The organism is Mesorhizobium sp. 131-2-1 (genome assembly GCF_016756535.1).
Lineage (GTDB): Bacteria > Pseudomonadota > Alphaproteobacteria > Rhizobiales > Rhizobiaceae > Mesorhizobium.
Map to the genome: position 1 here is coordinate 4,848,515 of NZ_AP023247.1, position 23,391 is coordinate 4,871,905.

The 23,391-nt window shown below is 64.5% G+C and carries 28 protein-coding genes; 9 read left to right on the forward strand and 19 right to left on the reverse strand.

Annotated elements, in window-relative coordinates; all coding sequences use genetic code 11:
• Nucleotides 1-234: 234 nt before the first annotated feature.
• From JG743_RS23775 to JG743_RS23785, 3 genes are all read right to left on the reverse strand, one after another.
• Nucleotides 235-2,118, reverse strand: a complete 1,884-nt coding sequence (locus JG743_RS23775; protein ID WP_202293148.1) for an ABCB family ABC transporter ATP-binding protein/permease — start codon at nt 2,116-2,118, stop codon at nt 235-237.
• A 20-nt stretch (nt 2,119-2,138) separates the two neighbouring features.
• Entirely contained in the window at nt 2,139-2,486 is a 348-nt protein-coding gene (locus JG743_RS23780; RefSeq protein ID WP_202293149.1) for an ArsR/SmtB family transcription factor, read from the reverse strand.
• 132 nt (nt 2,487-2,618) lie between these two features.
• Nucleotides 2,619-4,115, reverse strand: coding sequence for a LysM peptidoglycan-binding domain-containing protein (locus JG743_RS23785; protein ID WP_202293150.1), 1,497 nt, complete (start codon nt 4,113-4,115; stop codon nt 2,619-2,621).
• 131 nt (nt 4,116-4,246) lie between these two features.
• Between JG743_RS23785 and JG743_RS23790 the strand changes: the two genes are divergently transcribed.
• Entirely contained in the window at nt 4,247-4,858 is a 612-nt protein-coding gene (locus tag JG743_RS23790; RefSeq protein WP_202293151.1) for an LOG family protein, read from the forward strand.
• Between the two features lie 110 nt (nt 4,859-4,968).
• Here the strand turns inward: JG743_RS23790 and JG743_RS23795 are convergent, their stop codons facing one another.
• Complete coding sequence (locus tag JG743_RS23795) at nt 4,969-5,859, reverse strand: LysR substrate-binding domain-containing protein (RefSeq protein ID WP_202293152.1); 891 nt, start codon at nt 5,857-5,859, stop codon at nt 4,969-4,971.
• Between the two features lie 117 nt (nt 5,860-5,976).
• Here JG743_RS23795 and JG743_RS23800 point away from each other — a divergent pair, with 117 nt between their 5' ends.
• Nucleotides 5,977-6,267 carry a muconolactone Delta-isomerase family protein gene (locus JG743_RS23800; RefSeq protein ID WP_202293153.1) on the forward strand — a complete coding sequence of 97 codons (291 nt, stop codon included), beginning with the start codon at nt 5,977-5,979 and terminating at the stop codon, nt 6,265-6,267.
• Nucleotides 6,268-6,313: 46 nt separating this feature from the next.
• On the opposite strand, the gene JG743_RS23805 is transcribed toward JG743_RS23800, so the two are convergent.
• The 3 genes from JG743_RS23805 to JG743_RS23815 all read right to left on the reverse strand — a co-directional run bounded on the left by JG743_RS23805 (nt 6,314) and on the right by JG743_RS23815 (nt 7,668).
• On the reverse strand, nt 6,314-7,171 hold the full coding sequence (locus JG743_RS23805; RefSeq protein ID WP_202293154.1) for a hypothetical protein: 858 nt from the start codon (nt 7,169-7,171) through the stop codon (nt 6,314-6,316).
• A 91-nt stretch (nt 7,172-7,262) separates the two neighbouring features.
• Entirely contained in the window at nt 7,263-7,436 is a 174-nt protein-coding gene (locus tag JG743_RS23810; RefSeq protein WP_202293155.1) for a hypothetical protein, read from the reverse strand.
• Between the two features lie 52 nt (nt 7,437-7,488).
• Nucleotides 7,489-7,668: a hypothetical protein gene (locus tag JG743_RS23815; RefSeq protein WP_202293156.1), complete on the reverse strand. Its 180-nt coding sequence runs from the start codon at nt 7,666-7,668 to the stop codon at nt 7,489-7,491.
• Nucleotides 7,669-8,034: 366 nt separating this feature from the next.
• On the opposite strand from JG743_RS23815, the gene JG743_RS23820 reads away from it, so the two are divergent.
• Together JG743_RS23820 and JG743_RS34605 are read left to right on the forward strand one after the other, a co-directional pair.
• Nucleotides 8,035-9,033 carry a transporter gene (locus JG743_RS23820; RefSeq protein WP_202293157.1) on the forward strand — a complete coding sequence of 333 codons (999 nt, stop codon included), beginning with the start codon at nt 8,035-8,037 and terminating at the stop codon, nt 9,031-9,033.
• Between the two features lie 107 nt (nt 9,034-9,140).
• Nucleotides 9,141-9,773, forward strand: coding sequence for a CatB-related O-acetyltransferase (locus tag JG743_RS34605; protein WP_202293158.1), 633 nt, complete (start codon nt 9,141-9,143; stop codon nt 9,771-9,773).
• Here the strand turns inward: JG743_RS34605 and JG743_RS23830 are convergent.
• From JG743_RS23830 to cysS, 10 genes are all read right to left on the reverse strand, one after another.
• Nucleotides 9,745-10,431, reverse strand: coding sequence for a glutathione S-transferase family protein (locus JG743_RS23830; RefSeq protein WP_202293159.1), 687 nt, complete (start codon nt 10,429-10,431; stop codon nt 9,745-9,747). The genes JG743_RS34605 and JG743_RS23830 overlap by 29 nt on opposite strands.
• Nucleotides 10,432-10,502: 71 nt before the next feature.
• Nucleotides 10,503-11,432, reverse strand: coding sequence for an EamA family transporter RarD (rarD, locus tag JG743_RS23835; protein ID WP_202293160.1), 930 nt, complete (start codon nt 11,430-11,432; stop codon nt 10,503-10,505).
• Between the two features lie 122 nt (nt 11,433-11,554).
• The gene (locus JG743_RS23840; protein ID WP_202293161.1) at nt 11,555-12,082 is read right to left on the reverse strand and encodes a hypothetical protein; all 528 of its coding nucleotides are present in this window, start codon (nt 12,080-12,082) and stop codon (nt 11,555-11,557) included.
• A 4-nt stretch (nt 12,083-12,086) separates the two neighbouring features.
• Nucleotides 12,087-13,709: a citramalate synthase gene (gene cimA / locus JG743_RS23845; RefSeq protein ID WP_202293162.1), complete on the reverse strand. Its 1,623-nt coding sequence runs from the start codon at nt 13,707-13,709 to the stop codon at nt 12,087-12,089.
• The gene (gene pip, locus JG743_RS23850) at nt 13,706-14,671 is read right to left on the reverse strand and encodes a prolyl aminopeptidase (RefSeq protein ID WP_202293163.1); all 966 of its coding nucleotides are present in this window, start codon (nt 14,669-14,671) and stop codon (nt 13,706-13,708) included. The genes cimA and pip overlap by 4 nt, the downstream gene beginning before the upstream one ends.
• Complete coding sequence (locus JG743_RS23855) at nt 14,668-15,144, reverse strand: GFA family protein (protein ID WP_202293164.1); 477 nt, start codon at nt 15,142-15,144, stop codon at nt 14,668-14,670. The genes pip and JG743_RS23855 overlap by 4 nt, the downstream gene beginning before the upstream one ends.
• Entirely contained in the window at nt 15,141-15,632 is a 492-nt protein-coding gene (locus JG743_RS23860; RefSeq protein WP_202293165.1) for a GFA family protein, read from the reverse strand. The genes JG743_RS23855 and JG743_RS23860 overlap by 4 nt, the downstream gene beginning before the upstream one ends.
• Before the next feature lie 6 nt (nt 15,633-15,638).
• Entirely contained in the window at nt 15,639-16,025 is a 387-nt protein-coding gene (locus JG743_RS23865; protein WP_202293166.1) for a VOC family protein, read from the reverse strand.
• Entirely contained in the window at nt 16,022-16,429 is a 408-nt protein-coding gene (locus tag JG743_RS23870; protein ID WP_202293167.1) for an endonuclease domain-containing protein, read from the reverse strand. The genes JG743_RS23865 and JG743_RS23870 overlap by 4 nt, the downstream gene beginning before the upstream one ends.
• Before the next feature lie 178 nt (nt 16,430-16,607).
• Complete coding sequence (cysS, locus tag JG743_RS23875) at nt 16,608-18,110, reverse strand: cysteine--tRNA ligase (protein ID WP_202293168.1); 1,503 nt, start codon at nt 18,108-18,110, stop codon at nt 16,608-16,610.
• Between the two features lie 390 nt (nt 18,111-18,500).
• Between cysS and JG743_RS23880 the strand changes: the two genes are divergently transcribed.
• Nucleotides 18,501-18,656 (forward strand): hypothetical protein, encoded by a 156-nt coding sequence (locus JG743_RS23880; RefSeq protein WP_202293169.1) that lies wholly within the window; start codon nt 18,501-18,503, stop codon nt 18,654-18,656.
• 79 nt (nt 18,657-18,735) lie between these two features.
• Here the strand turns inward: JG743_RS23880 and JG743_RS23885 are convergent, their stop codons facing one another.
• A complete protein-coding gene (locus JG743_RS23885) occupies nt 18,736-19,503 on the reverse strand; it encodes an SOS response-associated peptidase (RefSeq protein ID WP_202293170.1) in 768 nt (255 codons plus the stop codon).
• A 111-nt stretch (nt 19,504-19,614) separates the two neighbouring features.
• Here JG743_RS23885 and JG743_RS23890 point away from each other — a divergent pair, with 111 nt between their 5' ends.
• From JG743_RS23890 to JG743_RS23905, 4 genes are all read left to right on the forward strand, one after another.
• Nucleotides 19,615-20,043 carry an NUDIX hydrolase gene (locus tag JG743_RS23890; RefSeq protein ID WP_202293171.1) on the forward strand — a complete coding sequence of 143 codons (429 nt, stop codon included), beginning with the start codon at nt 19,615-19,617 and terminating at the stop codon, nt 20,041-20,043.
• Between the two features lie 74 nt (nt 20,044-20,117).
• On the forward strand, nt 20,118-20,495 hold the full coding sequence (locus JG743_RS23895) for a TIGR02301 family protein (RefSeq protein ID WP_202293172.1): 378 nt from the start codon (nt 20,118-20,120) through the stop codon (nt 20,493-20,495).
• Nucleotides 20,496-20,848: 353 nt separating this feature from the next.
• Nucleotides 20,849-21,106 (forward strand): hypothetical protein, encoded by a 258-nt coding sequence (locus tag JG743_RS23900; RefSeq protein ID WP_202293173.1) that lies wholly within the window; start codon nt 20,849-20,851, stop codon nt 21,104-21,106.
• Nucleotides 21,107-21,209: 103 nt separating this feature from the next.
• Entirely contained in the window at nt 21,210-22,007 is a 798-nt protein-coding gene (locus tag JG743_RS23905; protein ID WP_202293174.1) for a hypothetical protein, read from the forward strand.
• A 15-nt stretch (nt 22,008-22,022) separates the two neighbouring features.
• Here JG743_RS23905 and JG743_RS23910 read toward each other — a convergent pair whose 3' ends face one another.
• Entirely contained in the window at nt 22,023-23,354 is a 1,332-nt protein-coding gene (locus JG743_RS23910; RefSeq protein WP_202293175.1) for a dihydroorotase, read from the reverse strand.
• Nucleotides 23,355-23,391 lie beyond the last annotated feature (37 nt).

Here is a 23,391-nt window from a genome sequence, read left to right on the forward strand (position 1 = left end):
GATGTGCTTCGCAGGGGCTCGGAGACGGTTTTGCAATCTCAAGGTAAGTTGAGGTCAAGGGGATTTTTTGGCACCCTCTGCTTCTGCCCTTGTGGGAGAAGGCGGCCGAGCGAAGCTCGGTCGGATGAGGGGTGTTCCAGATGACACCAACGTCTCATTCCTTCCAGCACCCCTCAACCGTCTCGGCGCTGCGCGCCGATCCACCTTCTCCCACAAGGGGAGAAGGGAGAGGCGCTAGCTCACCTCCGACGTCCTCCGGCGCACGATCACGCCAAGCTCGTCGCCCTCGCGTGCGATGCGCAGCCGCTCCTCGGCTTCGGTCGCCTCGCGCTGGCGGTCCCACATCGAGGCGTAGAGGCCGTGCTTGCTCAACAGCGCGGCGTGGGTGCCGCGTTCCGCGATCTGGCCGTCCTTGAGCACGATGATCTCGTCGGCCGAGATCACCGTCGACAGGCGATGGGCAATGACGATGGTCGTGCGGCCCTGGCTGACCAGGTCGAGGGCCGCCTGGATCTCCTGCTCGGTCTGGGTGTCCAGCGCCGAGGTCGCCTCGTCCAACATCAGGATCGGCGGCGCCTTCAGGATGGTGCGGGCGATCGCCACGCGCTGCTTCTCGCCGCCGGAGAGCTTCAGCCCGCGCTCGCCGACCATAGAGCGGTAGCCGTCGGGCAGCTTCTCGATAAAGGGGCCGATCTGGGCGAGCTCGGCCGCCTTGCGCACCTCGTCCTCGCTGGCGCCGACGCGGCCATAGCGGATGTTGTAGGCGATGGTATCGTTGAACAGCACGGTGTCCTGCGGCACCATGCCGAGCGCCGCGCGCAGGCTCTTCTGGGTGACGTCCCTGATGTCCTGGCCGTCGATCAGCACCTGTCCGGACTGAACGTCGTAGAAGCGGAACAGAAGCCTGGAGATCGTCGACTTGCCAGCGCCGGACGGGCCGACGATGGCAACCGTCTTGCCGGCCGGCACTTCGAAAGAGACACCCTTCAGGATCTTGCGGTTGGGATCGTAGGAGAAATGCACGTCGCGGAACTCGACCTTGCCGGAGCTGACGACCAACGGCCTCGCGTCGGGCTTGTCGACGATCTCCTGAGGCACGTCTAGCAGGTCGAACATGTGCTCGATGTCGGTCAGCCCCTGGCGGATCTCGCGGTAGATGAAGCCGATGAAGTTGAGCGGCACGGAAAGCTGCATCAGCATGGCGTTGATGAAGACGAAATCGCCGACGCTCTGCGTGCCGGCCTGCACCTCCAGCGCCGACATGCACATGACGATGACGGTGCCCAGGCCGAAGATGACACCCTGGCCGAAGTTCAGCCAGCCGAGCGAGGTCCAGGTGCGGGTGGCGGCGATCTCATAGCGCGCCATCGAGCGATCGAAGCGCTCGGCCTCCATGGCCTCATTGGTGAAGTACTTGACCGTCTCGAAGTTGAGCAGCGAGTCGATCGCCTTGGTGTTGGCGTCGGTGTCGCTGTCGTTCATGTCGCGACGGATCGAGATGCGCCAGTCGCTGGCCTTGACCGTGAACCAGACATAGATCCAGACGGTGACAGCGACCACGGCCACGTATTTCCAGCCATAGGTGAAAGCGAAGATGCCGGCGGTGAGCGCGAATTCAAGGATGGTCGGCGCCGTGTTCAGCATGATGAAGCGCACGATCGTCTCGATGCCCTTGGTGCCACGCTCAATGATGCGCGACAGGCCGCCGGTGCGGCGCTCGAGATGGAAACGCAGCGACAGCTGGTGCATGTGGACGAAGGTGCGGAAGGCAAGCTGGCGCACCGCATATTGGCCGACGCGGGCAAACAGCGCGTCGCGCAGCTGGTTGAAGCCGAGCTGCACCAGCCTCAGTACGTTGTAGGCGACGACGAGCATCACCGGCGCCAGCAGGAAGGACGGCAGCGGCGGCGGTGTCTTCGCGGCGCCGGCCAGCGCATCGGTCGCCCATTTGAAGAAATAGGGGCCGGCCACCAGCGTCACCTTGGCGACAACCAGGAGCAGCGTCGCCCAGGTGACCCGCGCCCTCAAGTCGGCGCGGTCGGCCGGCCACATATAGGGCCACAGATTGCGCAACGTCGCGAAGGTCGAGGACTCGGCGGAGACGGTCTTTTCGGCCATTTTTTCTTTGCCTTCTTTTTTCAGCCGGCGGAGCAGCAAGATTTGACCAGGGCCGAAAGCGATGCCGAGACATCGGCAAGCGCCACATGGTCGATCTCATAGCGCGAGCGCTGGCGGTCCGGCTCGAAGCGCACCAGGCCGGCCTCGACCAGGATCTTCAAATGCTGCGAGACGGTGGATTGGGCGAGATCGAGATGGTCGACCACCTCGCGGCAGCAGCAGGAACGGCTGGCGGCGAGATGCCTGAGTATCTCGATGCGCGCAGGATGCGACAGAGCCGCGAACCGCGCCGCGACAGCGCGGCTGTCGAGGACGCGGCCAGGCGGCGCGTTGTTTGCGCGAGTGGGTTCAGCCAGGGATTCGGTCATCGTTGATCGGCGATAGACGATGAACGATGAGAGGGCAAGCTAGGCCGATGGGTAGATGGCATTGCTGAAGCGAGCGCAACGCCGAAGCTGCCAGTCTCCCCCTCGTGGGGGAGATCAGCCAATCGCCGAACCCTACTGCGTCTTGGTCGGCGCCGTGGTCATCTGGTCGCCGAGCGCCTTCATGTCGGCGTCCTCGCCTTCCTTCGACTTTTGCGGGACCTTGAACACCTGGCCCGGCCAGATGCGGTCGGGATTGCTGATCTGGTCCTGGTTGGCGAGATAGATGGTGGAATAGCGCACGCCGTGGCCATAGACGCGCCGCGAGATCCGCCACAGCGTATCGTTGCGCCGGATGATGACGGCGCTGTCGGCATGCTCGAGCTTGGGCGCCACCGTCTCGGGGGCGTCGGGCGTCGCGGCAGCCACCTTGGCCGGGGCTTCGGCGGCAGGAGCAGCAGCAGGCGCTTCGCCTGCTGTCGCGGGCGCGGCTGGCTTGGCTTCGGCGGGCTTTGCCTCTGCCGGCTTGGTCTCGGCCGGCGCCACGGCGGCGACCGACTCGCCCGGCTCGCGCTCGAACGGCACGGCGGCGCGGGCCACCACCTTCACCCCGTCGGCATCGAGCGCATCGACATGGATGGTGTAGCTGCCGACCGGAATGTCGCGCGCCGCTTCGACCAGGAAATGGCCGTCAGGCGAGGTCTGGGCATCGCCGAGCAGGATGTCGTTGGCATAGGCGCGCACCTTGCGGCCGGGGTCGGCGGTGCCGGCGACGAAAATCTTGTTGCCGTCAATCTCGACCGCCTCGACCACGATCTTGGGCTCGCCCGCCGGTGCTGCCGGCGGGGTAGCCGGCGTGGCGGGCGCCGGTGCTGGCGCGGCTTCAACCGCGGCCGGCGCCGGTGCGGCCGGGGCCGTCGCAGCGGGCGCTTCGGCCGCCGGAGCGGCCGCCTGGTCGCCAGTGGCGGGTGCCGCGGGCTTCGCCTCGGGCGCCGGAACAGTGAGCAGTTCTGACGGCTTGCCCGGCTCCTCGACCATGGCCAGCACCTGGCCGGCTGGGCTCTGCGGGATCGAGACGACGGCGGTCTGCACCGAGGCGGTCACGACGTCGCCGGTCGCCGAGCGCAGCGTGATGGTGTAGTCGCCGGGCTTCAGCGGATCGTCGAGGACGATGGCGAAGGCGCCGTCCGGACCGGCGATGGTCGAGCCGAGCACCGTCGTGCCGTTGAGGATCTCGACCTTGGAATTGGGCGCCGCGTTGCCGGCGACGACGATCGAGCCATTGCTTTCGACGCGCACGACATCGAATGTCGGCGCAACCGGCCCGGCCGCGGCGGATGCTGCCGCTGGCGCGGCCGGAGCGGCAGGAGCTTCCGCCGCCGGGGCCGCAGGCGCAGCCGGGGCCGCCGCATCAGTGGCTGGCGCTGGCGCGGCCGGCAGCCGCCCCTCGGTGCCCGGCTCGGCCGGCTTGGTTTCCGCTGGCTTGGTGTCGCCCGGCTCCAGCGCCGCGACCTGTGCCGGCGGCGTGCGGTTGAGATACGGATCGAGCGCGCCCGAAACATAGGCGGTTCCCGCCGCGGCGACGGCGCCGCCCGCGGTAAACAACAACGCCTTCAACGGATTAATTGCCATATTTGACTGCCCCTTAGCCACCTAACGCCGGTCTAGCGTGTTTTAGCGAGTCCCACAAGAAAAACGGCCCTGCAAGAAAAAGCCCGTGCCGGGCTTGACCATGTCTGCCGTCGCTATCACCAATCATCGGCATGAACACGATTCGATCCGTCTGCGTCTATTGCGGCTCGTCTCCGGGCCGCGATGAAACCTACATCAAGGCCGGCCATCTGCTCGGCCGCTCGCTCGCCAAATCCGGCCTCAGGCTGGTCTATGGAGGCGGCACCAAGGGCATCATGGGCGCCGTCGCCGAGGGCGCACTCAAGGCCGGCGGCAAGGTGACGGGCATCATCCCCCGCTTCCTCATCAACAGGGAAGCAACCGAGACCGCACTTGACCGGCTCGACGAGCTCGTGATCACCGACAACATGCACGAGCGCAAGCACAGGATGTTCGAAAAATCCGACGCCTTTGTGGCGCTGCCGGGCGGCATCGGCACGGTCGAGGAGATCGTCGAGATCATGACCTGGGGCCAGCTCGGCCACCATCGCAAGCCGATCGTCTTCGCCAACATCAAGGGGTTCTGGGATCCGATGCTGGCGCTGCTCGACCATATGGGCAGTGAAGGCTTCATCCATACCGCCCACCGGGTGAAGCCGCTGGTGGTCGAGGACCCCGAAGCGATCGTCGCCGCCATCATGGTGGCCGGCTCGTCCGTCGATGCCCCGACGGAAGGCGTGCAGTCGGTGATAGACAAGATGTAGGGCAGTAGGGAATAGGCAGTAGGCAGTGTGTAGACTGCCGGGAACGGCAAGTGCCTACTGCCTACTGCCTACTGCCTACTGCCTACTGCCTACTGCCTACTGCCTACTGCCTACTGCCTACTGCCTACTGCCTTCCTCAAATCCGCAATCACCGCCCGCCGATCCCGACGCCTCCAGGCCAGATGAATCGAAACGCTGCGCTCGAACCAGGGCAGGTCGCGGAAGACGATGCCGCCGGGCGCCGCACTGCGCAGGCTCTCCTGCACCGTCGCCAGGCCAAGGCCGGCGCTGACCAGGCCGAGCGAGGTCAAGGGATCGGCCGTCTCATAGGCGATGTCGGGCATGAAGCCGGCCTCGGAGCAGGCGGCCAGGAACTGGGCGCGGTTGGTGTCGTCAGGCTGGCGCACTACGGTGATCCAGGCGCGGCCGTCGAGATGATGCGGGCGGATGTCTGCGACATCGGCGAGCGCATCACCCTCCGGCATCGCCAGCACCAGCGGCTCGCGCCGGACGAGCATGGAGGCGACGTCGGGGTCGTCGGCCGAAGGCGGCGAATAGACGAGGCCGAGGTCGAGCGTTCGCCGGCGCAGCCCTTCGAGCTGCGCGGCCGAACGCTGGCTCATCAACCTGAGATGAAAGTCCGGCCGATCGCTGCGGAACTGCCGGAGCATCACCGCCAGCAGGCCGGCATGCACCGCGCCCTCGACATAGCCGATGGCAAGGCGACCGGCGGCACCGCTCGCCAGGTCGCGCCCCAGCTCCTCAAGGCGCCTTGCGCCAGCAAGCAGCGCCCGCGCCTCTTCGAGGAAAGCCTGGCCCTCGGCATTGAGATGCACCCGCTGGTTCGCCCGCTCGAACAGCGCGACGCCAAGCTGCTCCTCGAGCTGGATGATCTGCCGGCTGAGCGGCGATTGCGAGATGTGCAGCAATTCGGCGGCGCGGCCGACATTGCCCTGCTCGGCCACGGCGACGAAATAGCGGAGCTGGCGCAGATCGAACATTCTTGCTCCGAGAATTAGTCCTTGAAGGTCTCAACTTTAGCCTAATCAGTCTTGGACTGTCTGGCCAGTGGCGACGACAATCCCGCCATTCCAACCAGGACGCCTCAGGAGACCGACATGCAATTCTTTGCCCTTCTCACCCGCAACACCCAGAAGTTCAGCGATGCCGATTTCGTACCGCTGCTGCCCGGCGAGGCCGAGCAGCGCCGCACGCTCTATGTGGATGGCGCGGTCCGCCAGGTTTGGAACCGGGGCGACATTCCCGGCAGCGGCATGATGTTCGAGGCGGCCGACGACGCCGAAGTGCGCAGTCATCTTGGCACGCTGCCGCTGGTCAAGGCCGGCATGATGGAGATTTCGGCGGTCGTGCCGCTCAATCCCTACCCCGGCTTCGGACCGAAGCGCTGAGGCGACCAAATGTTGGAGATGAGTGCTGCCGTGAAATCGGCGGCGCTCATGAACCTCCGCGACCGAACAAGCGACGGAAAATGCTTGCCCGAGGTGCGGTGTAGCGCTCAGGCAAAGGGTTGGTGAGCAAGAACTGCTCGTGCCCCTCGACCGTCTCGGTGCCGCGATAGCTGCATTGCAGCGACCGAGCCAGGGGAACAATCTCCTTCAGCACCGACCCGAACCCCTCACCGTCGATCGGCACATCCTTGACCATGTGCAATTCGCGCGCGAACGCCTCGATGCCGAGGAAGCGATAGCCGCGCTTTTCGAGCTCGGCGCGCAGCCTTGCCAGGGAAGGCTCCGCGCCCCAGAACTCGAAGCGTGTCGGCCGGATGCGGGCGCTCGCGGCGATTTCCAGATTGAGGTCGCCAATCGCCTCGGCAGGAAGAATAAGCGGCGCCAGCGCGCCAAGCGAATGCTGTTCGACGGCGAGCGGAAAGGCCGACGCCCCGGCGGCAGCGCGGGCTATCTGCTCGAAGCCGACGACATCCTCGGTCGTAAAGTAAAAGTCGCGGCGCCCATCGCCATGCTGCTCCGCGATGTAGCATGCGGGGCAGTTCGCGGTCACCAGATCCTCGCACAATCGTTCGAGAAACGCATAGTTCCGGCTCGACCCCTTGGGTGTCAGCAGGGCATCCCGCGGCATCACTTCGTTTGCGCGCGGGGTGAGCTTCAGGAGCAAGATCGGAAACGACGCGGCAGCGCGCAGAAGCGCCATGTTCACCCTCACCCGGACGAACAGCCCACTGCCGTCGGGGCGGTAGCGCATCAGGTCGCGATGCGGCTCGGCCTTGCGGATGACCTCTTCCGTTTCATCGTTCGATACCTGTTCACCGGTGACATCGAACTGAAGCAAAGCCATCGCCTAACCCTCGCCTCCCGGACCACGTCCGATCGGCGGCATCTTGCCAGTTCGCAGCGGCTCAGCCCAGACTCTCTCGGCCAGGCATTCTTCATTGCGTTACGGAGAACCAGGCAATGCAAGGCAGCGCGACCAGCAGCGCCAACCGCAGCACGGCCGATCGCGCCTGGTCGGTCTCCTTGCGCTGCAGCCGGCGCCATATCTGAAGGGTCGCGGCGAGAACGAGCAACGCATAGAGGCCGCCCAGCACCCCGCTCGCCGGCATACCGGCTTTCTCCAGCGATGCGCAAAGCCCTTCCGCCGCTATTTCCTCGACGTTAGCGGCCGGACCGCAGCGACAGGACGAAGCCCACGATCAGGCCAAGGACGAAGCCAAGCGGCCCGGTGATGAAGATGCCGAGCAGCGGACCCTGGTTTGCCTCGGGCGTGAAGATGACCGGCCCGACGAAACCGCCGAGAAAGCCGATGATGCCCAGTATCGCGCCCCATTTGAGCATCGGTTCCCCCATCGCCTGCCGAGCCACTGCAGCAGATTCCCGTCTCGGAACCAAGCCCTCGCATTGGCGTTGCCTCAGTGAACAGCAACTCAGGAGATCGTCATGCTGCGAGGCGCACTGCTCTGGATCATCGGGATTCCGCTGCCCATCATCCTCATCCTCTGGCTGCTCGGCTATCTGCACTGACGACCGGGATGTCCCACGCACGTCCGGCGGAGATGGTCATGAGCCAATCATCACAGGCGGCGTTTGCGTGCACGGCGTCCAACGTCACGGAACCGTCACACGCAATGGAGGCGACCATGCTAGAAACCTGGCTTGGCCGTCCCTGCGACCTGGACCGTATCAAGACCCGGCGAAGCCACCATGAATATTGCCCTCGCCCCGGAAGAGAACGCCCTCTCGCCCTATCTGCCCGATGAACACGGGCTGTTCTTTCTCTATCATTTCACCGCCGAAGGCCTGCGCACGAAGGATGCGGCGCAGGCGCACTGGACCTGGCGCAGCTACCAGATCTCCGACTTGCGCGCCCGCCGCGAGATCGCCGCCGAGACGGCGTTGCCCGGACCGGTGCGCGAAGCGTTCCTCGGAGCAAGCCAGGGCTGTCATATCGACCTCGAGGACGACTGGCTCTATGGCGACCTGCCGGACCTGCGCCACGACTATTCGGCCGAGGCGCGCGGGCTCGGCCATTTCCGCTTCGCGCTCAACGACCGGATGCTGATCGGTGCCCGCAAGCAGCCGCTGCAGTCGGTCGACACGATCCGCAAGGCGGTCGAGAACGGCACGCGGAAATTCCGCTCGCCGGCGGAACTGATCGAGGCCGTCATGGGCCAGTCCCTGGACGGCATGGCGGCCGAGCTCGGCGGCCTTTCCGCGACGCTCGACGGCATCGAGGACCGCATCGTGTGCGATGCATGGCACAGCGAGCGGCAGTCACTGGTCGACGCGCGCCGGCAGCTGGTGGTGATCCACCGGCAGATGGCGACGTTGACCAGCCTGTTTCGGCATCTGGACCATTCGCACCGCAACGACCTGCCCGATCCGGTCAACGACATGGCCGCGCGGCTCTCGCACCGGGCGCACACGCTCTATCACGACAGCGAGCAATTGCAGGCGCGCACAAGGCTGCTGCAGGACGAGATGATGGCCAAGCTGACGATGCAGTCCAATCAGCTGCTCTATATCCTGTCCGTCATGACAGCGGTGCTGTTGCCTATGACCATCATCTCGGGCCTGTTCGGCATGAATGTGGGCGGCCTGCCGCTGCTCGACTCGCCGATCGGCTTCTGGGTGGTGACGGCGGTGTCGCTGCTCGTCGCTTGCGCTGTCTATCTGTTCGTCAGGCGCCTCGGGCGAGTGTAGGACCGGATCCTTCCGGGAGACCATACTCCGGGATTTTGGGTTGTGGTACACAACTCGGAATCGCGGATGCTTCGACCAGCATCCCGTTGCTTTCGACGAGGATGCGCATGGGGTTCGCCAGGAAGCTCAGAACATGGCTCGGGCTCCGCCGAGACAAGAGCGCGCTGCCGCCATTTGCGTCCGTTGGCCGTTGGACTTATGGCGTCGAGTCAAGAATGATTTACGGCTGTGGAGAGCACTGCTCGCTCAGGATCGGCGCCTTTTGCTCGATCGCCAATGAGGCGCTTTTCATGTGCAGCGCCAATCACCCGACATCATTTGTTTCCACCTATCCGTTCAAGGTTCGTGTGACGCGGGAGGAGCCGGATGGATCGGACCTGCTCACGAATGGCCCCATCGAGATCGGCAATGACGTGTGGATCGGACGCCGTGCCACGATCATGCCTGGTGTCAGGATAGGCGACGGTGCCGTCGTTGGCGCCGGAGCCATCGTCACCAAGGACGTCGCTCCCTACGCGATCGTGGCCGGCAATCCGGCCAGACTTATCCGCTACAGGTTCGACGGGCGCCAGATCGAAAGCCTGCTTGCGATCCGGTGGTGGGATTGGAGCGACGAGAAAATCCGCGCCGAACAGCCGGCGTTCTTCGGTTCCATCGACGCCTTCATTGCGGCCCACGCAGCGCCCGAAGCCGCTCGCGCGGCCTTGGAGCCTACGCTGTCGCCCGCCGATCCTCGATGATGGTGCCGGCGGCGGCGATTTCGGCCTCGTGGTCCGGTTCGCGCCAGGTCTCGGCGAGGGCCGCGGCGTACCATTCGCGCATCGCCGGCAGGTCGAGCAGCTGCTTCGGATAGGCAGCGGCGGCGCCTTCGAAAGCCAGCCCATAGGACTGCGCGCGAAACGCCACCGGAGCAAAGAAGGCATCGGCGGCGGTGAAGCGCTCGCCGGCCAGGAACGGACCGCCGAAGCGGCCAAGGCCATCGTTCCAGAGGTCGCCGAGGCGGAAGAGATCGTGCTTCAGCGCATCGGACATCGGATACGGCTCAACGCCGAGGCCGCAGCTCATCGGGCACAACGAACGCAGGGCTGTGAAGCTCGAATGCATCTCGGCGGCGGCCGATCGCGCCCAGGCCCTTGCCTTCGGGTCCGTCGGCCATACGCCCTGATGGCGCTCGGCCAGATATTCGACAATGCTGAGCGAATCCCAGACCGCCCAGCCGTCATCGACCAGGCAAGGCACGCGGCCACTCGGCGAAAACTGCCGGTAGAGGCTAAAGCTCGATCCGGTCGGGAACGGGGTCAGCCGCTCCTCGAACGGGATGCCCAGCGTTCGCATCAGTAGCCAGGGCCGCAGCGACCAGGAGGAATAGTTCTTGTTGGCGATATGCAGCAAATACACCGGGCGCTCCCCTCCTTGTTTTGACGCAGTCCCGAACGGAAAACCGCTTCACACTTTTCCTGGAATTGCTTTTATCGCGTGGCCGGCGCCGCCGGGCGGACTTCGCGGCCACGAAACATCGACCAGGAATACATCGCCAGCGCCACCCAGATCAGAGCAAAGGCGATCGCCTGCGTCCTGCCGAAAGGCTCGTCGAATATAAGCACGGCGATCAGGAACACTATGGTCGGCGCGATGTACTGCATGATGCCGATGGTGGAGAGGCGCAGCAGCCTGGCGCCGAAGGCAAAGAGCAGGAGCGGCACGGCAGTCACCGGACCGCAGCCGACGAGCAGCGCCGTGTCGGTGGCGGTGCTGGAGATGAAATGATCCTGGCCGGTGGCGATCAGGAAGGCAATGTAGCAAAGCGCCGGTACCGAAAGCAAAAGCACCTCGAGCAAGAAACCCTGGCTGGGGCCGATCGGCAGCGTCTTGCGGAAGAAGCCGTAGGCGGCGAAGGAGAAGGCCAACGCCAGCGACACCCATGGCAGCTTGCCGCCCTCGACCGTCAACACCGCTACCGCGATCGCCGCCAGCGCCACCGCCGCGATCTGCAGCCGGTCGAGCCTTTCGCCAAGCAGCGCGGCGCCGACGACGACGCTGACCAGCGGGTTGATGTAATAGCCGAGCGCTGTCTCGACGGTGCGGTCGACCGCGATCGCCCAGACATAGATGCCCCAGTTGACCGAGATCAGCGTCGCCGTCAGCGCCGCCATGGCGATGCTCTTGGGCGAGCGGATCGCGGCCTTGAAATCGGCGGTGCGGCCGGCCCAGACCAGCACGCATGCTGCGATCGGCACCGACCAGACGATGCGGTGCGAGATCACTTCGATCAGCGGCAGATGCGCCACCGCCTTCATGTAGAAGGGCAGCATCCCCCACAGCAGATAGGCGCCCAGCGCCAGGAGGAAGCCGCGGCGGGCCTTGGCGTCTGAATCGAGGAGAGCGGTTTCGGTGACCATGGCCCAACGCTATGGCCCAGCCGGCCATCCAAGACCATCACAAAATTATGATGGATCAATGGACTTCCGCTGATGGGTCAAGCGGTTGACTTCGCGACATGCGCCTGAACTGCGATGTCTGCTCAACGCTGGGCGGGTTTTTCTACAAGCTCGAAGAAAAGCCTGTCGGGTGCCCCCTCGTCATGCCTGAAGCCCGTCAACTGCGCCGCCAGATCGAGAGGAATGTCGAAAACATAATCGACATCAGCTTCCTTGTCCTGCTGTGAAAACGCTTGCTGCCTCAGGGATTCAAAGGCGGATGGCAGATCGCCCGTGGTGTGGAGATCCGTGACCTCGTTGTCGCCGTTGTGCCAAACCCTCCAGATATTCTTGCCGGCGCTCCAGAGCTCGGCGCGAGAAAACATCGTGTGTTCCTCTATGTGCACGACGACCATTTCCCTGCCTTGCGAGAACGCCGACAGATAGCTGTCAGGAGGATTGGGAAAGCTGCAGTAGCCGAGGATGATGATAGCCCAGTTCTTGTCGCTGCGATAAGCATTCACCGGCGCATCGAAATCCTCCGATGAGCCGCCGACTTCCCTGCCGAACAAGGCTGCGGCTTCCTTGACTCCGTAGCCCCGGAAGCCAAACCAGCTGATCGAGAATCCCACGCGTCTACTCCGCAGCGACCAGCCCCGCCATGTCGCGGTTCTTCATCAGCTTGTAGATGATCGAGTCCATCAGCGCCTGGAAGGAGGCGTCGATGATGTTTTCCGACACACCGACCGTCCACCAGCGGGCCCCGGTGGAATCGTGCGATTCAATTAGGACGCGGGTGATGGCCTCGGTGCCGCCATTGAGGATACGCACCTTGAAGTCGGCGAGCTCGAGATCGGCGATCTCGTTCTGGTACTTGCCAAGGTCCTTCCTGAGCGCGATGTCGAGCGCGTTGACCGGGCCGTGGCCTTCGGCGACCGACATCTTCTCCTCGCCGTCGACCAGCACCTTGACGATCGCTTCCGACACCGTCTTCAGCTGGCCGTTGGCGTCGAAGCGACGCTCGACCATGCAGCGGAATGAGGTGACGCCGAAGAATTCCGGCAGGCCGTGCAGCATCTTGCGCGCCAACAACTCGAACGAGGCATCGGCGCCTTCATAGGCATAGCCCGAGGCCTCGCGCTCCTTGACGACGGCAATCAGCGCATCGAGCCGGTGATCGTCCCTGGGCACGTCGATGCCGCGCCGCTTCAGCTCGGCGAGGAAATTGGCCTTGCCGCCCTGGTCGGAGACCATGACGCGGCGACGGTTGCCGACCGCCTCCGGCGGCACATGCTCGTAAGTTGCCGGCTCCTTGGCGAGCGCCGAGGCATGGATGCCGGCCTTGGTGGCGAAGGCCGAGGCGCCGACATAGGGCGCCTGCGCTTCCGGCGCACGGTTCAGCAACTCGTCGAAAGCGCGCGACAGGCGCGAAATGCCGGTCAGCGCCTCGGCCGAAATCCCGGTTTCGAAGCGGTCGGCGAAGGCCGGCTTCAGCGCAAGCGTCGGCACGATGGAGATCAGATTGGCGTTGCCGCAGCGCTCGCCGATGCCGTTCAGCGTGCCCTGGATCTGACGCACGCCGGCCTCGACGGCGGCCAGCGAATTGGCCACCGCCTGGCCAGTGTCGTCATGGGCGTGGATGCCGAGATGGTCGCCCGGTATGCCGCCGGCGATGACGTTCTCGACGACGGCGCGAACCTCCGAGGGCTGCGTGCCGCCATTGGTGTCGCACAGTACCACCCAGCGCGCGCCGGCATCGTAGGCGGTCCTGGCACAGGCCAGCGCATAATCGGGATTGGCCTTGAAGCCGTCGAAGAAGTGCTCGCAGTCGACCATCGCCTCCTTGCCGGAAGCGACCGCCGTCTCGACCGAAACCTTTATCGAGTCCAGGTTCTCCTCATTGGTGCAGCCGAGCGCGACGCGCACATGATAGTCCCAGCTCTTGGCGACGAAGCAGATGGCGTCGGACTTCGACTGCACCAGCGACGCCAGCCCCGGATCATTGGAAGCCGAGACCCCTGCCCGCTTGGTCATGCCGAAGGCGACGAATTTGGCCTTCGCCGTGCGCTTCTCCTGGAAGAAGGCGGTGTCGGTGGGGTTGGCGCCGGGATAGCCGCCCTCGACATAGTCAATGCCGAACTCGTCCAGCAGCTTGGCGATCGCGATCTTGTCCTCGACGGAAAAGTCGATGCCCGGCGTCTGCTGGCCGTCGCGCAGCGTGGTGTCGAAGAGATAAAGGCGCTCGCGAGTCATGGTCATTTGCCTGCAAATTTGTCCGTCGCCCGGATCAGCCGGTCCAAAATCCCTGGCTCCGAATAGGCATGCCCCGCACCCTCGATGAGGTGGAAATCGGCCTTCGGCCAGGCGTTGTGCAGCGCCCAGGCGTAGCGGGCCGGGCACGGCATGTCGTAGCGGCCGTGGACGATGGTGCCGGGGATGTCCTTCAGCTTCCAGGCGTCGCGCAGCAACTGCCCCTCCTCCAGCCAGCCGGCATGGACGAAATAGTGGTTCTCGATGCGGGCGAAGGCCACCGCATAGTCGTCCTGTCCGAACGGCGTGCTGGTTTCCGGCTCCGGTAGCAGCGTGATCGTCTCGCCTTCCCACAGGCTCCAGGCAAGGGCGGCTCCGACCTGTGCCTTGCGGTCGCTGCCGACCAGTCGCTTGCGATAGGCGGCCATCATGTCGCCGCGCTCGGCCTCCGGGATCGGCGCCAGGAAGCGTTCCCACTTGTCAGGGAACATTTCCGACACGCCAAACTGATAGTACCATTCGAGCTCGGCGCGGGTCAGCGTGTAGATGCCGCGCACGACCAGTTCGCTGACGCGCTCGGGATGCGTCTCGGCATAGGCGAGCGCCAAGGTCGAGCCCCAGGAGCCCCCGAAGACCAGCCATTTGTCGAAGCCCGCCATCTCGCGCAGCCGCTCGATGTCGGCAACGAGATGCCAGGTGGTGTTGGCTTCGAGCGAGGCGTTGGGTGTCGACTTCCCGCAGCCGCGCTGGTCGAACAGGATGACGTCGTAGAGCTTCGGATCGAACAGCCGCCGGTGTTTTGGCGAGATGGTGCCGCCCGGCCCGCCATGCAGGAACACCGCCGGCTTGGCGCCCTTTGTGCCGCAGCGCTCCCAATAGACCCTATGGCCGTCGCCGACATCGAGCATGCCGCTGTCGAACGGCTCGATCTCGGGATAGAGCGTACGCAAGGAACTGCTGTGGATCGTCATAGTTTCAAGCCCTGCTGCGGCCAGTTGGCCGTATCGTGATCAGGATGCTGGAAGGAGATGATCTGCTCCTGCCGTCGATAGAAGTCGGGGTCGTCGAGGACCGGCGCCTCGAATATCTTTTCCACCCAGGGCAACCGGACGGCGTAGTTCACCTGGATCTGCGGCGCCAGGTCGGAGCGGTCATCGAAGGCGCCGATGGCGATCTCCAGCGCGCCGGGCTGGCGGTAGGTCAGCGGCGTGCCGCAGCGGGCGCAGAAGCCGCGATCGATGTTGATCGAGGACCGGAAATAGCTCGGCTCCTCATGGGTCCATTCGACGCCGTCCTTCGGCACCGTCACCAGCGCACCGAAGAAGGAGCCGAACTGTTTCTGGCACATGCGGCAGTGGCAGATGGACGGGCGCCCCAGCTTGCCGTTGATGCGGAAGCGTACGGCGCCGCACTGGCAGCCGCCGGTTCGAACTTGATCGGTCATGGTCTCTCCTCTGGCGGCCATTGGTCGGTGTCGTGGTCGGGATGCTGATAGGAGATGAGCTCGGCGAGATAAGGCGCCGAGCCGATGTCGGCCATCGTATCCTCGGACGGCAGTTTCGGGATGCCATCGACATAGGGAAGCTTCGCCTCGACGCCCCATTGGATGGTCGGCGCGATGCCGGCCGGGTCGTCGAAGGCGGCGATCGCCAGCGCCATGCCGTCGGGCGCCTCGAAGGTCAGCGGCGTGCCGCATTCCGCGCAGAAGCCGCGCCATGCTGCGCTGGAAGAACGGAAGCGCTTGGGCTCGCCGCGCGTCCAGTCAACCTTGGCGCCGCGCACCGAGACCAGCGGCAGGTAGAAATTGCCGCTTGCCTTCTGGCACATGCGGCAGTGGCAGATCGAGGCATCGCCGAGCGTGCCCTCGACGCGGAAGCGCACCGCGCCGCACTGGCAGCCGCCTGTGTAGACCGGCCGGTTGTCGAGGCTCATGGCGGGCTACTCCGGATCATGGCAGACCGCCTCGACATTGTTGCCGTCGGGATCGAAGACGAAGGCGCCGTAGTAGTTCGGATGATAGTGAGGACGCAGGCCCGGTCCGCCATTGTCCCTGCCGCCGGCGGCAAGCGCTGCGGCATGGAAGGCGTCGACCTCGGCACGGCTGCGCGCGGTGAACGCGACGTGCTGATGGTCCTTCGGCTTGTCCTTGCCGGAACTCAGCCAGAACACCGGCCTTTCGCGGCCGTAGCCGCCGACCTTGGCGCCGCCGGTATATTCGAGAGGCACCATGTAAAGCAGCGAAGCGCCGAGCGGCGCCATCGCCTTGTCGTAGAAGGCCTTCGAGGCGTCGAAATCGGAAACGGTGATGCCGAGATGGTCGATCATGGAACTGCCTCCCTTACTGGTTCACGTGCTGGCATTTCAGGGCCGGCCAGGCCGGCCGCGATCACGATGTGCTGGCAGACATTGTCGATATCGCGGATGACGTCGTCGTTCCAGAAGCGCAGGATTGTCCAGCCCAACGCTTCAAGCTTGGCTGTTCGCATGGCATCAGACGCCGAAACCTCATGAGAAGCGTGCTGGGAACCATCCAGCTCAACGATCAGCTTCTTGTTGGGGCAAGCAAAATCGACGATGTAGCCAGCTATCGGCATTTGACGTCGAAACGCCAGGCCCATGAGTCGGTGCGCGCGTATCTCATTCCAAAGCTTCAGCTCGGCGTCGGTCATGGCTTTGCGCATCTTGCGAGCGTTGCCGCGATTGACGGGAGATACGGGATGATGGGTCATCGCGAGGCGCCCCCCTCTGTCCTGCCGGACATCTCCCCCTCAAGGGGGGAGATCAGCAGGTTCGCCGACGGCGCCCAATCATCGACGTCTGCGATTGGCGAAAGCGGAAGTGAAGGCCAATCTCCCCCCTTGAGGGGGAGATGCCCGGCAGGGCAGAGGGGGGTACTTGGCGCCACCCTCACCGCTTCACCTCCCACGTCGTCACGCGCTCGCCGGTGGCGGGGTCCTTGCCGTCCTTGAGCTGCACGCCTTGCGCCAAGAGCTCGTCGCGGATGCGGTCGGCCTCGGCCCAGTTCTTCGCCGCGATCAACGTGAGGCGTTCAGTGATCAGCGCTTGTATGTTCGCGCCCTCTGTTGCCTCTATGACAGCCGCAACGTCAGCCCTCGCAACTACACCCTCCAAGGTAAAGCCAAGCAAGCTCCAGCCGCTAAGAAGCTGAAATGCTGCTTCTTCGTCGCCCTCTTCCGCCTTCTTTGAAAGCCGGTGCAATTCCGAAATCGCCGCTGCCAAATTTAGATCATCAGACAGGGCTGCAATCAGACCAGTGCTGGGCAGAGGATCCACCATTCTATTGGCGACAGCCCTCCAATTCAGGTTCGAAGCATCTCTGCGGAGATCCGCCCATCTCTGCAGAGTTCGCTCGGCCTCTTCGAGTTTCGCCTTCGTGAAATCAATTGGCTGCCGGTAGTGCGTCATCAGCATCGCCAGCCGCAACACCTCGCCCGGCCATTTGCGGCCGCCGAAGGTCTCGGTCTCCAGCAACTCGTGGATCGAGTAGAAATTGCCGAGACTCTTCGACATCTTCTGCCCCTCGACCTGCAGGAAGCCATTGTGCATCCACACATTGGCCATCACCTTCGTGCCGTGGGCGCAGCGCGACTGGGCGATCTCGTTCTCGTGGTGCGGGAAGATCAGGTCGAGGCCGCCGCCATGGATGTCGAAGACCTCGCCGAGATAGGCGGCCGACATCGCCGAGCATTCGATGTGCCAGCCAGGCCGACCCCTGCCCCAGGGGCTTTCCCAGCCCGGCTCTTCAGGCGAGGACAGTTTCCAAAGGACAAAGTCGCCGGAATTCTTCTTGTGGGCGTCGACGGCGATGCGGGCGCCTGCCTGCTGCTCGTCGAGATTGCGCTTCGACAGCTCGCCATAATCGGGCATCGAGGCGGTATCGAACAGCACCTCGCCCTCGGCCTGATAGGCATGGCCGCGCTCTATGAGTTGCCCGATCAACGACAGCATGTCGGCTTTGCCGTCGGCACGGGGGGCGACGAACTCGGTGGCGCGTGGCTCGAAGGTCGGTTCCAGGCAGCCAAGGGCGGCGACATCCTTGTGGTACTGGTCGGCGGTCTTTTCCGTCACCAGCCGGATGGCGTCGTTGAGCGACAGCTTTCCCCCGGCAATTTCGCCGCCGAAATCGCGCAGCGCCCGGGCGTTAATCTTGTCGTCGACATCCGTGATGTTGCGCACATATGTGACGTGGCTTTCGCCGTAGAGTTGGCGCAGCAGACGGAACAGCACGTCGAAGACGATCGCCGGCCGCGCATTGCCGATATGGGCAAAGTCGTAGACCGTCGGGCCGCAGACATACATGCGCACATTCAGCGGATCGATGGGGACGAAATCGTCCTTGGTCCGCGTCAGCGTGTTGTAGAGGCTGAGGCCCTTCGATGCGTCAGACATGCGGTCCCGGTCCTTTGATCTGGGTTGGTTGGAACCAGGCCTGCGCCGAAACGCAAATCGGGCTCCAGCCTGCTGGCCGGGGCGTTTGTCCAATCTGGGAAAAGATGAGGCGAAAACGTCCGGACCAGCGCGAGGCTAGCCAATAATGCAAATGCCACAAATGGCGAAAAACGTTTTCATGCGCGGCTTTATCGCCTTGCCGTGTGTTGCCGTCAAGTCGCAACTTTGAGCAAACGAGCGACCGGGTCACGGCTTATGAGGCTGTGAAACATTTTATTAAACATGTCGGCACAGTGATGAAACATTCGCCGGCTAGACCGCCCGGCGTCACGATTTGGTCGGAATCGGCCATCAAACGCGGACACGGAAATGTTACCAGGGAAGAGACTAATGCAACGAAGCAAGCAGGAATCGAGCCGCGCCAAGCAACCGGCGCTCGCCAACCACTACAGGGCGATCGGACCGGCCGCGATCGTCGCCGCCCTTCTTCACACCGCGAAGAAGAAGAAGCCGGCGCAGAAGATCATCTCGCCGCGCGCTGCCTGAACAGGCATGCAGCCGGCGCCGGCGCCGGCGATGAGGGCGCGCACAAGCGCCCTGGAAATGAAGGCCTCGACAGGGTTCGCTAGAATAGCGTCATCTGACTGTCATCCGCGCCGGGCTTCTGGCGCCTGACCTTCTCGGGTTGCGGCCCGACGATGCCCCGCTCCTGAATTTCCGGCCCGGTGTTGGCGACCTTGTTGACAAGGTCGGAAACCGGAATTGCCTCGAAGAAATCAGGGTGAGCCGGCCGTAACAGGTCGTGCACATCGCGCGGCTCCTGCGTGCGGCAATCCAGCCAGCGGGCGAAGTCGCGCTCGTCGATCACCACCGGCATGCGGTCATGGATATGGGCGATGCCCGAACTGGCACGGGTGGTGAGGATGGCGCCGGTGTCCATCTCGGAGCCGCCCGGCTCGGCGTAGGTCTCGATCAGTCCGGCAAAGGCGATGAGCCCGCCATGCCTGGGACGGATCCAGAAAGGCTGCCCCTTCGCGGCACCCGCCCCGGCCTGCTGCCATTCATAGAAGCCGGAGGCCGGCACCAAAGCGCGGCGATGGCGCATGGCGGTCTTGAACGAAGCCTTTTCCGCCGCCGCTTCCGAGCGGGCGTTGAACAGCAGCGGAAATTCCCTCGTGTCCTTGACCCAGGCCGGGATCAGCCCCCAGCGCACCAGCATCGCCTGCCGGTCCGGCAGGTTGGAGCCCGGCGCCCGTGGCGGACCTGCGAACGCCATCAGCACCGGCTGCGTCGGCGCAATGTTATAGCGGGCCGGAAATGCCTCCAGCTCCGCCAGGCCGAGCAAGGCAGCGGTCTGGTCGGGCGTCGCGGTCAGGGCAAAGCGTCCGCACATGGATTTGGCTCTTCGATCGGGATCGTGAAAGTGGCGATGGAACCGCGGCACTGCAACCGCTAAAGTTGTGCGGTCCACACCTCAGCCAGCAACTGACGCGATTCGAGGCGCATGAACGAGGCTCGCAAGGTCATCCCGGCCGTTTCCGTCGCGGTCGTCCGCGGCAGGACAGTGCTTCTGGTCAAGCGGGCGCGCCCGCCGTCGCAAGGGCTCTATGCCTATCCGGGCGGCAAGGTGGAAGCGGACGAGACTCTGACGCAAGCGGCGGCGCGCGAATTGCTTGAAGAAACCGGATTGGAAGCAAGCGGCTACCGCCCGCTGCGCGACATCCATATCGACGGCCGTGCTGAGAACCACGCGGTCGACTATCTGCTGACGGTGTTCGGTGCGGCTTACGCCGGCGGCGAGCCCGTGGCCAGCGACGACGCGGAGACGGCGGCGTTCTATACGCTGGCCGAGATGGCCACCATGCCGCTGGCGGGAGACGTTTTCGAGGTGGCCGAGGAATTGCTCGGGGATCAGGCAAAGGCAGGACCGTAAGGTCGGTGAAAATCGCCTTGCAGGCGACAAAATGATTCGCCACAAAGCCTGATCCTCGCCACGACAAGGTCCTGATGACCCGCGCCTCACCTCTCCTTGCCGTATGCCTTGCCGCCAGCATGATGCTGCCGGCGCGGCCGGCGCTGGCGGCCGAAGCGCCGTTCGAGCCGGGGCTGATGCGGTTGGCGGAAGTGCTGGGATCGCTCCACTTCCTGCGCAACCTCTGTGGCGAGAAGGGCGACCAGTGGCGCGTCGAGATGGAAAAACTGCTCGCGTCGGAAAACCCCGACCCGGAGCGGCGCGCCCGCTTCATCGCCTCCTTCAACCGCGGCTACCGCTCTTTCGGCGGCACCTATACGCAATGCACGGCCTCGGCGACGGAAGCCATCAGCCGCTATATGAAGGAAGGCGAGACGCTGTCGCGCGACATCGCCTCGCGCTACGGCAACTGACGGCTTCCGGCCTGCCGCAACCTCCTCTCCGCTAACAGGGTTTTCAGAGCCGGCGCTTGTGCGGGCCGGCATATTGGTGCAATCCTGATGTTGCACTTCTGCAACAGCGTTAACGAAACGTTAGCGCGCGGATGTGAAATTAACTCAAACTGAAGGTTTTGGTGCCGCTCGCCAGCCTAATCGGCTAAGTTTGAAAACTATCGAACGCAGGCTTTTGCAACGCGACGGATTTTGCCGGGGATGACCCCAAAAATGTCGTATTTACAAATGGTTACTCAAGCCTGCGTGTGAAACGGACAGCCCAGGCCCGATCCGCACCCACGGATCGCCGCTTGAACAGGGTGGACATCGCAATGGAACATGCCGTCAACGACATCGACGCGTTGGTCAGGGAAGAAAAGCGCCTGACCGCCGTGGAAAGCCACAGCGAGGCATGGGCGGAAGGGTTGTCGGCCGGCATTGAGCCGGAAATCATCGCCGAGGCGGCGCTGGAAACCGCGTTCGGCGAAATGCTGCGCGCCAATGGCGAGACCTCGGCTCTTGCCCTGCTCGACCGCATGCGTGAAAAGGTGGTCGCCGGCGCCTTCGAACCGGAACGGCTGAAGCACTGAAGCACGTTCTTTGACGGCGGCGCGGTGTCTTTGGGCATCATTGCCCCAGGCACCTAACGGGCTCGAGCAATTTGATCGGCTTGGGCACATGGAGAGGCAGGCGGTGAATTTCTCGACCTCAGGCCAGCCGCGTGGCCTGGTTATCAGCATCTGGCTTGCCGCTTTCTGTGCCGCGGTTCCGCTGGCGCTCAGCCTCACGATCAGTCCTGCCCATGCGTTGAGCGAGATCAAGCGCGAGGATCTGCCCTCCCCAGTCACGCCGTCGGCCGACGACGACATGGCGCCGCCGGGAAGTGCTGTGCCGATGCCCGATCCGCTCGGCACGACTCCGCCCGCCACCAGTCAGCCCGGCAACGAGCCCGAAGAGAGCCAGCCGGAAGGGCCGGCGAACGATGGCGGCTCCGTCAGCCCGAACTCCGACCCGGACGCGCCGCCGCCTGAAGTCGTCTACGACCTCAGCAAGCTGCCGGAACCGGTCAAGCGCATGCACGACCTGATCGTCGAGGCCTGCCGGAGCGGCGACATCGAGAAGCTGAGGCCGCTGATCGGCAAAGGTGATTCGATGACGCAACTGTCGCTGGGCGACATCGAGGGCGACCCGATCACCTTCCTGAAGGGGCTGGCCGGCGACTCGGAAGGCCAGGAGATTCTCGCCATCATGGAAGAGGTGCTGAGTGCCGGCTATGTGCACGTCGATGCCGGCACGCCACAGGAGCTCTATGTTTGGCCGTATTTCTTCGCCCTGCCGCTCGACAAGCTCGACGCCAAGCAGCGGGTCGAGCTGTTCAAGATCGTCACCGCCGGCGACTATAACGACATGAAGCAGTTCGGCGCCTACATCTTCTACCGCGTCGGCATCACGCCGGCCGGCCAGTGGATGTTCTTCGTCGCCGGGGATTGATCGGGACGCAGGCTCCTAGCCCGGCAGCGCCTCGGAGAACTCCACCGCTCTGCCCTGTCCAGGCGTGACGATCTCGCCCTCCCACATGATCCGCCTACCGCGCACCACGGTGCCGACCGGCCAGCCGGTCACTTCCTTCCCGTCATAGGGCGTCCAGCCGGCCTTGGAGCCGGACTGCGCATTGGTGATGGTCTCGCGGCGCTTGAGATCGACGACGGTGAAGTCGGCGTCGTAGCCGGCGGCGATGCGGCCCTTTCGCGCCATGCCGAAAATGCGCTGCGGACCGTGGCTGGAGAGATCGACAAAGCGCTGCAGCGTCAGCCTTCCGGCGTTGATGTGGTCGAGCATGATCGGCACCAGCGTCTGCACGCCGGTCATGCCCGACGGCGAGGCCGGATAGGGCTTTGCCTTTTCGGCCAGTGTGTGCGGAGCATGGTCCGAGCCCAGCACGTCGACGATGCCTTGCGAAATGCCATGCCAGACGCCGTCGCGGTGGCGCGCGGCGCGCACCGGCGGGTTCATCTGGATCAGCGTGCCCAGCCGCGCATAGTCGTCGGCCGACAGCGTCAGATGATGCGGCGTCGCCTCGCAGGTCGCGACATCCTTGTGCTGTTCGAGAAAGAGGATCTCCTCCGCGGTCGAGATGTGCAGCACATGGATGCGGGCGCGCGTTTGCCTGGCTATGCGCACCAGCCGCTCGGTGCAGCGCAATGCGGCGATCTCGTCGCGCCAGACCGGATGCGAGGACGGGTCGCCCTCGATGCGCTCGCCCAGCCGCTCGCGCAGGCGGAATTCGTCCTCGGAGTGAAAGGCGGCGCGGCGGCGCGTGTTGCGCAGGATCGAGGCGACGCCCTCGTCGTCCTCGACCAGCAGATCGCCAGTGGAGGAGCCCATGAAAACCTTGATGCCGGCCGCACCCGGCAGCCGTTCGAGGTCGCCGACGTCGCCGGCATTGTCGCGGGTGCCGCCGACCCAGAAGGCGAAGTCGCAATGCATGCGGCCGCTGGCGCGCCGCACCTTGTCGGCAAGGGCCGCCTCGCTGGTGGTCAGTGGGTTGGTGTTGGGCATCTCGAAGACGGCGGTGACTCCGCCCAGCACCGCCGCGCGCGAACCGGTCTCCAGATCCTCCTTGTGCTCCAGCCCCGGCTCGCGGAAATGCACCTGGCTGTCAACGACGCCGGGCAGGATGTGCAGGCCCTTACAGTCGATAGTCTCTGCGGCTGACGCCTGGCCGAGATCGCCTATCGCCGCGATGCGCCCCTCCTTCACGCCGACGTCGCGAAGACCTTCGCCGTCATGGTTGACCACGGTGCCGCCTGTCAGGATGAGGTCGTAGGTAGTGGCCATGGGCGTCCGGTCTCTTGCGGGGGGAGTGTCGTCGGCT

Coding starts and splice junctions, on each gene's coding strand:
- JG743_RS23810 (WP_202293155.1), bottom strand. CDS start 7,436: ATGCCGGCGAGCGGGGTGCTGGGCGGCCTCTATGCGTTGCTCGTTCTC.
- JG743_RS23865 (WP_202293166.1), bottom strand. CDS start 16,025: ATGATCGACCATCTCGGCATCACCGTTTCCGATTTCGACGCCTCGAAG.
- JG743_RS23910 (WP_202293175.1), bottom strand. CDS start 23,354: ATGGCCACTACCTACGACCTCATCCTGACAGGCGGCACCGTGGTCAAC.
- rarD (WP_202293160.1), bottom strand. CDS start 11,432: ATGGTCACCGAAACCGCTCTCCTCGATTCAGACGCCAAGGCCCGCCGC.
- JG743_RS23775 (WP_202293148.1), bottom strand. CDS start 2,118: ATGGCCGAAAAGACCGTCTCCGCCGAGTCCTCGACCTTCGCGACGTTG.
- JG743_RS23885 (WP_202293170.1), bottom strand. CDS start 19,503: ATGTGCGGACGCTTTGCCCTGACCGCGACGCCCGACCAGACCGCTGCC.
- JG743_RS23895 (WP_202293172.1), top strand. CDS start 20,118: ATGACCCGCGCCTCACCTCTCCTTGCCGTATGCCTTGCCGCCAGCATG.
- JG743_RS23795 (WP_202293152.1), bottom strand. CDS start 5,859: ATGTTCGATCTGCGCCAGCTCCGCTATTTCGTCGCCGTGGCCGAGCAG.
- JG743_RS23900 (WP_202293173.1), top strand. CDS start 20,849: ATGGAACATGCCGTCAACGACATCGACGCGTTGGTCAGGGAAGAAAAG.
- JG743_RS23820 (WP_202293157.1), top strand. CDS start 8,035: ATGAATATTGCCCTCGCCCCGGAAGAGAACGCCCTCTCGCCCTATCTG.
- cimA (WP_202293162.1), bottom strand. CDS start 13,709: ATGACCATGACTCGCGAGCGCCTTTATCTCTTCGACACCACGCTGCGC.
- JG743_RS23780 (WP_202293149.1), bottom strand. CDS start 2,486: ATGACCGAATCCCTGGCTGAACCCACTCGCGCAAACAACGCGCCGCCT.
- JG743_RS23860 (WP_202293165.1), bottom strand. CDS start 15,632: ATGAGCCTCGACAACCGGCCGGTCTACACAGGCGGCTGCCAGTGCGGC.
- JG743_RS23785 (WP_202293150.1), bottom strand. CDS start 4,115: ATGGCAATTAATCCGTTGAAGGCGTTGTTGTTTACCGCGGGCGGCGCC.
- JG743_RS23800 (WP_202293153.1), top strand. CDS start 5,977: ATGCAATTCTTTGCCCTTCTCACCCGCAACACCCAGAAGTTCAGCGAT.
- JG743_RS23880 (WP_202293169.1), top strand. CDS start 18,501: ATGCAACGAAGCAAGCAGGAATCGAGCCGCGCCAAGCAACCGGCGCTC.
- JG743_RS23790 (WP_202293151.1), top strand. CDS start 4,247: ATGAACACGATTCGATCCGTCTGCGTCTATTGCGGCTCGTCTCCGGGC.
- JG743_RS23805 (WP_202293154.1), bottom strand. CDS start 7,171: ATGGCTTTGCTTCAGTTCGATGTCACCGGTGAACAGGTATCGAACGAT.
- JG743_RS23890 (WP_202293171.1), top strand. CDS start 19,615: ATGAACGAGGCTCGCAAGGTCATCCCGGCCGTTTCCGTCGCGGTCGTC.
- JG743_RS23870 (WP_202293167.1), bottom strand. CDS start 16,429: ATGACCCATCATCCCGTATCTCCCGTCAATCGCGGCAACGCTCGCAAG.
- JG743_RS34605 (WP_202293158.1), top strand. CDS start 9,141: ATGGGGTTCGCCAGGAAGCTCAGAACATGGCTCGGGCTCCGCCGAGAC.
- pip (WP_202293163.1), bottom strand. CDS start 14,671: ATGACGATCCACAGCAGTTCCTTGCGTACGCTCTATCCCGAGATCGAG.
- JG743_RS23855 (WP_202293164.1), bottom strand. CDS start 15,144: ATGACCGATCAAGTTCGAACCGGCGGCTGCCAGTGCGGCGCCGTACGC.
- JG743_RS23815 (WP_202293156.1), bottom strand. CDS start 7,668: ATGCTCAAATGGGGCGCGATACTGGGCATCATCGGCTTTCTCGGCGGT.
- cysS (WP_202293168.1), bottom strand. CDS start 18,110: ATGTCTGACGCATCGAAGGGCCTCAGCCTCTACAACACGCTGACGCGG.